We start from the raw sequence: 10574 nt of genomic DNA, 5'->3' as shown, positions 1-10574 counted from the left end.
ATTGGAACATGCTCCATGCCTGCTGCAAAGTATCCGCCCGAAAAATCATCATGCCGAAGCAGACAATAAGCCCGGTGCGCAAGATCTCAAACGCGTGGTAGCCGCGACTCTCCCGCGGGATATAAAGCCTTGCCAGGATCTTTGCAGAAAGAGGACGGAGAGCCTGTCCCAGCATCATCAAAACGTAATAATACAGTCCGTAAAAAATGTATTTTCCACTGGCTCCGTGCCACATCCCGTTGGCGAACCAGACGAAAAACAGGGCGTAAGCGCCGGGCAGCAGGGTAGTCAGGTGCTCGCTCTTGATGCGTCTGCGCAGCCGTTCATTGAGCTTTTGAAAATGACTGGAGAGGCTGACCGGATAAAAGATGTAGTCTTTCAGCCATTCACCCAGCGTGATGTGCCAGCGACGCCAGAAATCGTTGATGGAAACGGCGAAAAACGGCCGTTTGAAATTCTCTGCTATGTCCACGCCGAACATCTGGGACACGCCGCAGACCATGTCCATGCAGCCGGAAAATTCTGCATAGATCTGCAAGGTATACAGGAGTATTGCCACAAACTGGACGCTGCCGCCGTAAGAACCGGGATCTGCGAAAATCGTGTTGACGATCAGCCCCGCCCGATCTGCGATGACGAACTTTTTGAACAGTCCCCAGATGAGGCGGATCCCGCCGTTTGCCATCCGGTCGTAGTCGAACGGATGAGGGGTGCGAAACTGGCTCGTCAGCCTGGTATAGCGGTCGAAAGGCCCCTCGATGATGTGTGGAAAATAGCACAGGTAGAGAAGGAGCATCAGTGGATTTTTTTCCGGTTTTGCTGTGCCGCGATACACGTCCACGATGTAGCTGATCCCCATCAAAGTGTAATAGGAGATCCCCAGTGGCATGAGGATCTTCAGCACAGGGATCGGTGCTCCCATCCCGAAAAAGGCGGAGATGTCATTACCGATGGCACCGAAGAAATTGAAATATTTTGTTCCCAGGAGCATGAGGAGTACCAGGAGCACCGCACAGAACACGACGAACTTTTTTTGCCGTGTCACTGCTTTTTTCAATGCTTTTCGATCTTCCTTCGCCAGTTCTTTTTTGCGTGCGGCAAAGCCGTCAGTCAGGTGTCCGATCAGAAGGCCTGCGCCATATAGGATCCCGCATGCAGCAACTAAAAGCAATGTCCGGGGACCGCATGACAGGACGTAAAATCCCAGCGATGCAGCCAGGAGGACACCCCACTGGACTCGCCTGGGCACGAGGAAATACGCGATCCCCGTCACCAGCAGAAAACAAATAAATGTGATACTCGTATAACTCATGGAACAACACTCCTTTTTTTCGTGCCAGCGCTTTAGTCGTCTTCTTCCTGGTGGCGGCGAATCATCGCCAGGATGCTCTCGGCAGAGTTGAAATTCTCCGGAACGATGTCGGTCACCTGGATGTCGATATCGAATTCATCGTTGATCTCCGCTGCCAGCATGACGATGGTCATGGAGTCCAGCACCCCCGATTCGAACAAGTCGGTCTTGCCCTCAAAATCAACTCCCGGTTTTACTTTTCTTAAAATCTGTAATAATTCTTCCATTGTTTACTCTCCTTTTCTTGTTGCATATATAGAAGCGGTGCGGGTCGCCAGGCGTTCTGCAAAGCCCCCGGCGCAGGGATCCTGCTATGCACCGCAGTATTCTTTCAGCAGCCGCTGACGATCGATCTTACCGTTGGCGTTGTACGGCATTTGTTTGATGCGGATCACCTCGTCGGGGCGCATGTATGGCGGCACTTTGTCAGCTGTTTGCTGCAAAACTTCGTCCGTATCCTTGATGCTCCCCTCGTAGATCACCAGGATTCTGCCGGCATCCGCATCATATAGAGCGGCGGCAGATTTTACTTTTTCAATGGAGCCGGCGGCAGCTTCGATCTCTCCAAGCTCGATCCGGTATCCCATCCGTTTGATCTGAAAATCTTTGCGGCTGATATATATAAATTCCCCTTTTTCGTTGAGTCTGGCCAGATCTCCTGTCCGGTATATCCGTTCCGGGAAGGCGGTGTTCAGCGGATTTTGCGTGAAGACCGCTGCTGTTTTTTCCGGTTCGTTGTAGTATCCGTCTGCCAGGAACGATCCCCGCACCACGATCTCGCCTTCTTCTCCTGCCCGGCTCGCCCGGATCCCTTCTTCCGTCAGCAGGAAGGTATCGCAGTTATCGCATGCTCGTCCGATTGGCAGACTGTCACTGTCTGCAAAGTTTCGATCCACCACGTAGAAACTGCAGATGTCCGTCGTCTCTGTCGGCCCGAACAGGTTGGCGTACAGACAGTCCGGCAGGTATCTTCGCCAGTAGTTGAGGTGCTTCACCGGCATCACTTCTCCTGCAAAGAGGATTTTCTGCAAATGCTCCGGCCTGGCAAAATCGAATACGTTCCAGTTGGATACGATGGCCAGCGCCGACGGCACCCAGTAGATGGTATTGATCTTTCGCTCGTTGAGAAATTCCACCAGCTTTATCGGGAAGGTAAAATACGTCTTTGGGATCATATGGTACGTACTTCCGCACTTTATGGTCGAAAACAGATCCGTCACCGACATGGAGAAATAAAGTGGGGTCTGGGATCCGAAAACCGTATCAGCGCCGAACTCAAACTGCTCACTGACCCAGGTTGTATAACTGATGACGCTCCGGTGAGAGAGAACTGTGCCTTTTGGCATCCCTGACGATCCGCTGGTGAACAGCACGTAAAGCGGATCGGTGTCAATCATTTGCCCGCGGATACGCATCAGGTGATCCCGGTTGATCTCCCGGAGCACAGCGTCTTCGTATAATATGATCATTTCTGCAAAGGATGCTCCGGCCAGTTTTTTTGCCAGAGGCAGCCACTCGTTGTCTGTTATGATGGCAGCGGGATGCAGGGTTTCTAATATGGAGTGGATCCGCGTCTCTGGGGAATGGACGTCGATCACAACATAGAAGTTGCCTGCATAGACCGCTGCAAACATAGCTTCGATGCAGCGTACATTTCGGTCGATAAGGACGGCGACCGGTTTCCTGCAGCCGATCCTGGCGAGGGAGCCGGCGATCCGCTGCGCGTTTTGCATCAGTTCAAAAAAGGTAACATCCCGCTGCTCATCGGTAAAACCGATCTTGTCGGGGTGGTTTTCTGCAGTGTGTTCGAGATATTCTAAAATGTTTTTCATGGGTGATCTCCTTTATGTGATACCACTATTATGAAAAAAATAGTTTTAACTTTAAAGACGGGAAGTCATTAAAGTTTGTTTAAGAGCAACAAAAAAGAGACAGCTGAAATGAGGTGTGATGTGATCCTCAAAACTGTCTCTTAAATCGGTTTGATTGTGAAACCCGGTCGCTATTTCATTGTCATCAGTGTCTTCCCGAACTTTACATACTGTGCCAGAAAAATCACAGCAACTAGATCCAGCAGGGCGTCGGAGGCATCTCCGCCGCCCTTGAGTATCATAAGCAGGGATAACACCAGGGAGATCATCGACAGGATCATCGTACCCCGGGCGACCTTCAGATGAAGGTCGCCCCTTGCATTGCCCTTGACCTGTCGCAATCCCTGGATCCCAACATAAAATTTCAGCACTGCCAGAATGACGCCCAGAACTACAGTCACCAGGAATAAAATCCTCAGGGCTGAAGCTGCAGCTGAACCGCCGCCGTGGAGCAGAGCGATCATATCCTTGTTGCCAAAACTCAGCCAGATCAATACCAGATCCAAAACCCCCAGCACTAAAAACAGCGAACTATATGTATTGAATTTTTTTAAAGTTTCCTCTCGATTCATGATAGATTCCTTTCGCTCAAAACATTTTCGTAAGTCCCGTTATTATAGCAAAAGGGAAGACTGCTGGCAAGAGACGGATTTTAGCAACGCGGACAACATCAATGGCAGTTGATTCTCATCTGATGTTGTAATTCGGGTGAATTTCAGGCCAGGCGCAACATGAACCTTGAGGATGGCGGGGTTCATGTTGCGCTAGTTAGATATCCCTAGTTAAATACAACACGAAATATAGAAAATTATATTTTCATGTTGCAGAATCCCTTTGACATGCATTGCCGACAACATCAAACCTTGAAAAATTTAACTTCACGTTGTAATTGTTGCGATTTTCCAGTTGGATTTATCTCCCCGCATTCTGTTTCCTGCGCCACAGCACCGTCGTTCCCATCAGGGCTAGTGCCGTCAGCATGATGGCTGCCCATAGGAGCGGAGTGGAAGCATCGCCGGTCTGGCTGCTGCCATTCCCAGCAGTTCCAGCAGAGTTATTGCCGTTCGAGTTGCTGCCATTCCCGGCAGTTCCGCCAGAGCTGCTTCCGTTCGGGTTGTTTCCATTCCCGGCAGTTCCATTGGAATCGCTGTCTGCCGAGCCATTATCCCCGGAGCCGTTGTCCCCGGAGCCGCCCGGCTTTTCCTGATCGACGTCCGGTTTCTCCTGATCCGTCGATCCTTCTCCCGGCGCATTTTTCTCCACCGTATACAAAGAAAGATCCGGCAATGTCAGGATGTCTCTCCAGTAAGTGTCGTGGTCGTAGTCGATTGCGCTGCCTGTTTCTCCATCGATCAGTTTCCGATTAGTATTGCCCGAAAGTTTCACCTGATCGCCAAGAGCCTTGCCGGCAGTTCCGGATTTGGAAACCGATGCACCGCCTTCCAGATAAGCGTCTGTCACTGAAATCGTACCGTTTCCTGATACAGCATCGCCGCCTTTTCCGAAATGACCGTCTCCGCCGACAGCGATCAACTTGCCTTCGCCTGTGATCGTGCCGCCGTTAAGACGGATCGCCGTGCCGCCGTTGGATGTAGTCGCGTCCTTGCCGCCTCCAAAGACCGCAAGTACAGCATCTTTTTCAAGTGTCAAAGTGCCGTTGACCTGAAGACCGGCCTGACCGGTGTAGCTCTTTCCTGTCGCAGGATCTGTCCCTGTCGGAGCCTCGTCGCCTCTCAGGAACACTTTGCCCTTCAGCTTCACGTTGCCGTTGATCACAACCACCGGATCCGTGTTGCGACGTGCTTCCGATCCATTGGCGATATTATTGGTGTTGGAATAGATCTTTGCATTCTCCAGCGTCGATCCATCCTTTAAAATCAGCTTGCCGTTGATAGACGCACCGTTGAGGAATTCGCCGCCGCCGTAATCATTGTAGTTCATGGAGAACGTCCCGCCGTTTTCTACTTCAACAGCCCCCTGGATCACCGAATCCCGAAGGGTCAGCTTTGCACCATCCTGTACAACGATTTTTACGCTGCTTAAAATGTCCATATTGACCAGCGTCAGATCGCATCCTTTTGGCAGGATCAGTGTTTGCGGCTGCAAAGTGCCCTCCGGCACAGCATAGCCCAGTTTGCCGTAAGTTCCGCTGGTGTGCGAGCCGTACCACGCTTTTACATCCGCCGGAACTACTACCGTCTGATCCCCGGAAGGCAGAGTGAAATTTTTGATGGCCCATGGCTCCATATCATACATATATTTTCCGTCTGCTGTTTTCGTACAGTTGGCAAGCGTCAGCTGATCCTGCAAAGTTTCCTCCCCGCTGTAAATGCGGAACGGCAGGGTATTGCTCGTTGCCGTCCGGCCCAGCTCGTCGGTGATCGTTACACTGATATCGTAGATGCCGGGCTTTGCAGGAGTGCCTGCTAATGTGACCGACCCGTCGTGGACGGAGTACACGCCTGCCATCCCTGAATCATTGCCCTTTGCAGGATCTGTGCGGTTTGCGATATTGACTGAGGAACCTTTAGAAACCACGCGGATATCGCTTTCATTCAAAAGCTTCCAGTCGCTGCTCTGTGGATCCTGGCCTTTCTTTACCAAGGCGACTTCCACGCTGGCATTGCTGTTCTTATTCTGCGTCACATTGGTGGATGCACCGCTGATGGCGTCATAGCCTTTCTGGTTCACCAGTGCCGATTCGAAACTGCCGACAAGGCGAACGTGGAGCTGCATGTCATCTCCGGGAGTTGACTCGGAGGAGACGGTGAGCTTGTCATCTTTGATGGAGACCTTAAAGGTCAGTGTTTTGTAGCCGTTGGCCGTGATGGTGATCACATCTCCGCTTTTTAATGCGGCAGCCTGACTGTAACTTTTCTGTGCAAATTCCAGGGATCCGTCTTTGATGCGATATTTTCCGCCAGTGGACGGTGTGAAGCTGTAAGCCTCCCAGGCAGTATCGTTGACGGAGATCTGCTTGACAGAATTTAAATAGTTGGGATCCTTAAAGCGGAACTGCCATAAACCGTTGAAAGAGTCTTTCGTGACTGAGATATCATCGATCGAGATCTCTTTTTCCGCATCGGCAGCCTTCTTTTCAAACACAGCATTTATCGTCACGTCGGAAGCCGGCATCTGAAATTTGGAATCCGTGATGGAAATATTTTTTCCGCTGCTGTCCGCAGCTGTGAGCGACTTCAGCGAGTAGCCGGTATCCGGTGTTGCTGTGATCGTGACCATGTCCCCTTTTTTGGCGGATGTCTGGTCGACAGTTACGGTGCCGTGTGTTGTGGCTGCCGTCGTGATCTTGTATGTCTGTGCAGTTTCGGCGGTCACGACCGTTGCTGTATGGTTTGACTTGTCCAGCGTCAGCGTCAGATCTTTGTAGCCGTCTGCGGAGATGACACAGGTAGCTGTAGTATCGGTGAAGCCTTCCCCGATAAGGATCTGCTTGTCGGAATTTACATAATAGCTTTTGTTGTTCCAGACGCTGGAAGACGTGTTTCCTTTTGTCCAGGATTCTCCGGCAACGGTCACGCTGGTTATTTTTGATATCCACTCGGCGTCGGTACTGGTATCAAAGCTGAGCCTGAAATCATAACCGAAGTTTGCGCTGCATGATTTGAGTGCCGGCGGTGATTTTTCCGCTGCGGCAGCAGGAGCTGCCCCCATTGCGGTCCCTGTGATCAGCATCATGGCTGACAGCAGGAACGCCATAAATTTGTGTTTCCTTTTTTTCAACATTAATCTCCTCTCTGTGAAATGGTTCTACAAAAGTTAATGAAAACTAACCAAGTTAGCTTTAAATAACATCAGCATAACATGCTCGGGAGTTAGCGTCAACTAATATCTGAAAATCGATTCGGAGATACCACAGAAACTAAGGGCGAAACATTTGTTCTTGAACGTGCGTTCGCAAAGTGATATAATAGTTTCACAGTAAGCGGGGCCGGAGACCTGGTGAAGCGGCTTTTGAATGGAGGGGATGAAAATGCAGACTCTTATGGAAAAACTTCAGATACTGGCAGACAGTGCCAAGTACGACGTGTCCTGTTCCAGCAGTGGATCCCACAGGAAGAATACAGGAAATATCGGCAACGCTCATACGGCGGGGATCTGCCATTCCTGGAGTGCGGATGGCAGGTGCATTTCCCTGCTGAAGGTACTGTTTTCCAATAAGTGTGTCTATAACTGTGAATACTGTGTCAACCGGCGCAGCAATGATTTCCCGCGGGCGTCTTTCGAGCCGGACGAACTGGCGCGACTGACCATAGAGTTCTACAGGCGCAATTATATAGAAGGATTGTTTCTCAGTTCGGCGGTAGAAGTATCCCCGGATCGCACGGCAGAGCGGATTTTAGAGTCTTTGCGGCTTTTGCGGTACAAATACGGTTTCAGTGGTTATATTCATGCAAAGATCATCCCTGGTGTGTCGCAGGAACTGCTCCATGAGATCGGACTGGTTGCCGATCGCCTCAGCGTCAACATCGAGATGCCCACGGCCAGGAGTTTGCAGACTTTTGCGCCTCAGAAGAAACCGAAGGAGATCTTTGCGCCTATGCGTCAGATCACTAATTCTCTTATCGAGAGGAACTCTCTCAAAGGTCCCGGGAACATGTTTCGCGGCATCGCCGTCAATGCGCCGGAGCATTATTTAAAGGGGTTTTCGCAGGGGATCGAAGAGAAAGACAAGGCAGGTGGTTCTCGGGCAGACAGCGATACACAAGACTCTATTACCGCAGTGTCTTCTGCGCGGCCACTTTCCCGTAACCGCCGCAGGCAGGGTGAAGACTTCGCTCCGGCAGGGCAGACCACTCAGATGATCATCGGTGCGGGAGGCGAGACTGACCAGAGCATCCTTAACACCAGCGAAAGTCTCTACCGGACATTCAAAATGAAGCGAGTGTATTATTCTGCTTATGTGCCGGTGGTGGATTCTCCCATGCTCCCGACCAGGAAGACGGCGCCGCCACTGGCCCGGGAACATCGGATCTATCAGGCCGACTGGCTCCTGCGGTTCTATGGATTTTCTGTAAAAGAACTGTTTACGGAGAAATCACAGAACCTGGATCCCGATCTTGATCCTAAAGTCACGTGGGCGCTGCGAAACCTGGATCAGTTCCCTGTGGAAGTCAACCGGGCTTCTTATGATACCCTGATGCGGATCCCTGGGATCGGTGCAGTCTCCGCCCGCAGGATAGTTCGTCAGCGCAGGCTGTCCGCCGTCAAATTCGACGACTTGAAGAAGATGGGCGTCGTTCTGAAACGCGCTAAATATTTCCTTACTTGCAGCGGCAGATACTATGGCGAGAAACGCTTCGAGCCAGAGGTCATCCGTAACGCTATTCTCCAGATGGAAAACGGACTGCAGATGTCCCTCTTTGACGACCAGTGGAATCGGCTGGAAGAAGGTCCCCGCCAGGAAAAGCTATCGGCTGCGGGACTGCTGTAAGGAGGCTGGACATGGATAGAACAGTAAATGTAATAGAAAACCTTGATGGAAAGAAAACCGTAATAATACAAGATATAAGGTTCAGGGGAAAAAGGAATATAAATTGGACTGATGTAGAACGGTACTTAGTTGAATTTATTGGAGATATATATTATATTGCCGAAAACAATAACGAGGAGATTTACATTGGTCGTGATTTGCCATCCGAGTATACAGGTTCAATGTCTTTCATGCAAGTTTACTTATCAGGCATGCGGCGGATGGAAGAAAATATCTTTATGATATTATAGAAATAAAAAAAGAAACAGGCAAATGCTGTCAGGAGTAACTCCTTACCCGCTTCGAAACCTATTCCTTATAAAGTATTGTAAGTGAACTTTTTCCTCTTGTCAATGTAAATATTTGAGCATGTTATTCAAATTGCTGTAAGGAGGCTGGACATGCAGGACTATTTATACGATGGGACCTTCGAAGGGTTCCTCACATGTGTATACCACCATTACTATACAGAACAGGCGGCCGGGATCTGTTTAAAAGAAGAATACCAGCCTTCCTTGCTGGGCGGTTTTCAGGAAGTTCACACGGATCTTGAAAAAGCTGATCGGGTTTACCAGGCGATCCGGAGAAAGATTTCTTATATGGATCTGCGGAGGATCTATAAATGCTTTCTTTCTACCGTACCTGACAAGGAAATGATACTGCTGCGCTATATCGTTCTTGGGTTTCACATCGGATCGGGGATATCGAAACTTCACGGAAATCCGGATGTGTTTGCAGCACAGGAAATCGAGAAAAAGATCAATGTGGAAGCAGAGCGAATGCGCCAGTTCGTGCGATTCTCTGTTATGCAGGGTGATATCCTGTATGCCAGGATCGAGCCGGATCACGACGTGCTGGAACTGATCGGTGATCATTTCAGCGACAGATTCAGAAACGACCCCTTTCTCATTCACGACGTGTGCCGTGGTAAAGCAATGGCAGGTTACCAGGGCAAATGGTACATCACCAGTTTTGCAGAAAACGATGTTCCAGAAGAGTCAGAAGAAGAAAAAGAATACCAGACTCTCTGGCAGAAATACTTCGACCATATCGCCATCAAAGAACGAAAAAATTCAAACTGCCAGCGAAACTTCATGCCGCTGCGTTACCGTAAACATCTGACGGAATGTCAGATGAGATGAGTCATATTAGAAGGGGGAAATAATGGATAAAAAAAGAAACGAGCACCCCGCTTGAGCCATAGCTGTACGGTAACAAACCCATTTCTTACCTAGCATTTTACCTCACTCTTTTTTATTAGTCAATAAAAAGATCTCAGCTCATATATTGAATTTCAATCCTCTGGGATATATACTTAATACATAAGTGATAGTAGTTTGTGGATTTTATGTGTGATATGAACACCAGTCAGGAGGTTGAAATGAAGTACGAAATCAAAGGCGATTCTCTGCCAGTCGTGATCTGTCAGCTGGAAGCGGGAGAGCAGATGCTCACAGAAGGTGGCGGCATGTCGTGGATGTCCCCCAACATGCAGATGGAAACTACCAGCAATGGAGGCGTCGGCAAAGCTCTGGGACGTATGTTTGCCGGGGAGAAATTATTCCAGAATATTTATACGGCACAGGGCGGCCCGGGAATGATCGCATTTGCATCCAGCTTTCCGGGATCGATAAAGCCGTTTCAAATTACACCGGGAAATGATATGATCTGTCAGAAAAGTGCATTCCTGGCAGGCGAAATGGGCGTTCAGCTTTCTGTCGCAGTCAATAAAAAAATCGGATCCGGATTCTTTGGGGGTGAAGGATTTATCATGCAGAGACTCAGCGGGCAGGGCATCTTTTTCGCAGAGTTTGATGGTCATGTAATCGAATATGAGTTAAAGCCGGGACAGCAGATCGTG

Annotated in this window: 9 protein-coding genes; 4 read left to right on the top strand and 5 right to left on the bottom strand. The window is 49.8% G+C overall.

All coding sequences use genetic code 11. The features are described from left to right. From H8876_RS00370 to H8876_RS00350, 5 genes are all read right to left on the bottom strand, one after another. Nucleotides 1–1312 (bottom strand): MBOAT family O-acyltransferase (locus H8876_RS00370; protein WP_249286084.1); only part of this gene is annotated, 1312 nt, incomplete at its 3' end. A gap of 32 nt (nucleotides 1313–1344) precedes the next feature. After that, on the bottom strand, nucleotides 1345–1578 hold the full coding sequence (locus H8876_RS00365) for a phosphopantetheine-binding protein (RefSeq protein ID WP_177265119.1): 234 nt from the start codon (nucleotides 1576–1578) through the stop codon (nucleotides 1345–1347). A gap of 84 nt (nucleotides 1579–1662) precedes the next feature. Continuing rightward, nucleotides 1663–3183, bottom strand: coding sequence for an amino acid adenylation domain-containing protein (locus H8876_RS00360; protein WP_249286083.1), 1521 nt, complete (start codon nucleotides 3181–3183; stop codon nucleotides 1663–1665). A gap of 170 nt (nucleotides 3184–3353) precedes the next feature. Beyond that, nucleotides 3354–3794: a hypothetical protein gene (locus H8876_RS00355; protein WP_249286082.1), complete on the bottom strand. Its 441-nt coding sequence runs from the start codon at nucleotides 3792–3794 to the stop codon at nucleotides 3354–3356. A 340-nt stretch (nucleotides 3795–4134) separates the two neighbouring features. Next, nucleotides 4135–6966, bottom strand: a complete 2832-nt coding sequence (locus H8876_RS00350) for an InlB B-repeat-containing protein (RefSeq protein WP_249286081.1) — start codon at nucleotides 6964–6966, stop codon at nucleotides 4135–4137. Nucleotides 6967–7213: 247 nt separating this feature from the next. Here H8876_RS00350 and H8876_RS00345 point away from each other — a divergent pair, with 247 nt between their 5' ends. The 4 genes from H8876_RS00345 to H8876_RS00330 form a co-directional block, all read left to right on the top strand. Beyond that, complete coding sequence (locus H8876_RS00345) at nucleotides 7214–8674, top strand: putative DNA modification/repair radical SAM protein (protein WP_417492959.1); 1461 nt, start codon at nucleotides 7214–7216, stop codon at nucleotides 8672–8674. 11 nt (nucleotides 8675–8685) lie between these two features. Next, entirely contained in the window at nucleotides 8686–8964 is a 279-nt protein-coding gene (locus tag H8876_RS00340) for a hypothetical protein (protein ID WP_346727815.1), read from the top strand. A gap of 150 nt (nucleotides 8965–9114) precedes the next feature. Beyond that, complete coding sequence (locus H8876_RS00335; RefSeq protein WP_249286079.1) at nucleotides 9115–9855, top strand: TIGR03915 family putative DNA repair protein; 741 nt, start codon at nucleotides 9115–9117, stop codon at nucleotides 9853–9855. A 239-nt stretch (nucleotides 9856–10094) separates the two neighbouring features. Then, nucleotides 10095–10574: AIM24 family protein (locus H8876_RS00330; RefSeq protein WP_249286078.1), on the top strand; the 480-nt coding region annotated here is incomplete at its 3' end.

Source organism: Lentihominibacter faecis, from assembly GCF_014306095.1.
GTDB classification, from domain to species: Bacteria; Bacillota; Clostridia; order Peptostreptococcales; family Anaerovoracaceae; genus Lentihominibacter; species Lentihominibacter faecis.
The sequence above is the reverse complement of the archived record's forward strand: the minus strand, read 5'-3'. Positions and strand labels throughout refer to the sequence as shown.

Excerpts from the sequence above, each read along its gene's own strand:
- H8876_RS00365 (WP_177265119.1), bottom strand. The coding sequence starts at position 1,578 with ATGGAAGAATTATTACAGATTTTAAGAAAAGTAAAACCGGGAGTTGAT.
- H8876_RS00360 (WP_249286083.1), bottom strand. The coding sequence starts at position 3,183 with ATGAAAAACATTTTAGAATATCTCGAACACACTGCAGAAAACCACCCC.
- H8876_RS00355 (WP_249286082.1), bottom strand. The coding sequence starts at position 3,794 with ATGAATCGAGAGGAAACTTTAAAAAAATTCAATACATATAGTTCGCTG.
- H8876_RS00350 (WP_249286081.1), bottom strand. The coding sequence starts at position 6,966 with ATGTTGAAAAAAAGGAAACACAAATTTATGGCGTTCCTGCTGTCAGCC.
- H8876_RS00345 (WP_417492959.1), top strand. The coding sequence starts at position 7,214 with ATGCAGACTCTTATGGAAAAACTTCAGATACTGGCAGACAGTGCCAAG.
- H8876_RS00340 (WP_346727815.1), top strand. The coding sequence starts at position 8,686 with ATGGATAGAACAGTAAATGTAATAGAAAACCTTGATGGAAAGAAAACC.
- H8876_RS00335 (WP_249286079.1), top strand. The coding sequence starts at position 9,115 with ATGCAGGACTATTTATACGATGGGACCTTCGAAGGGTTCCTCACATGT.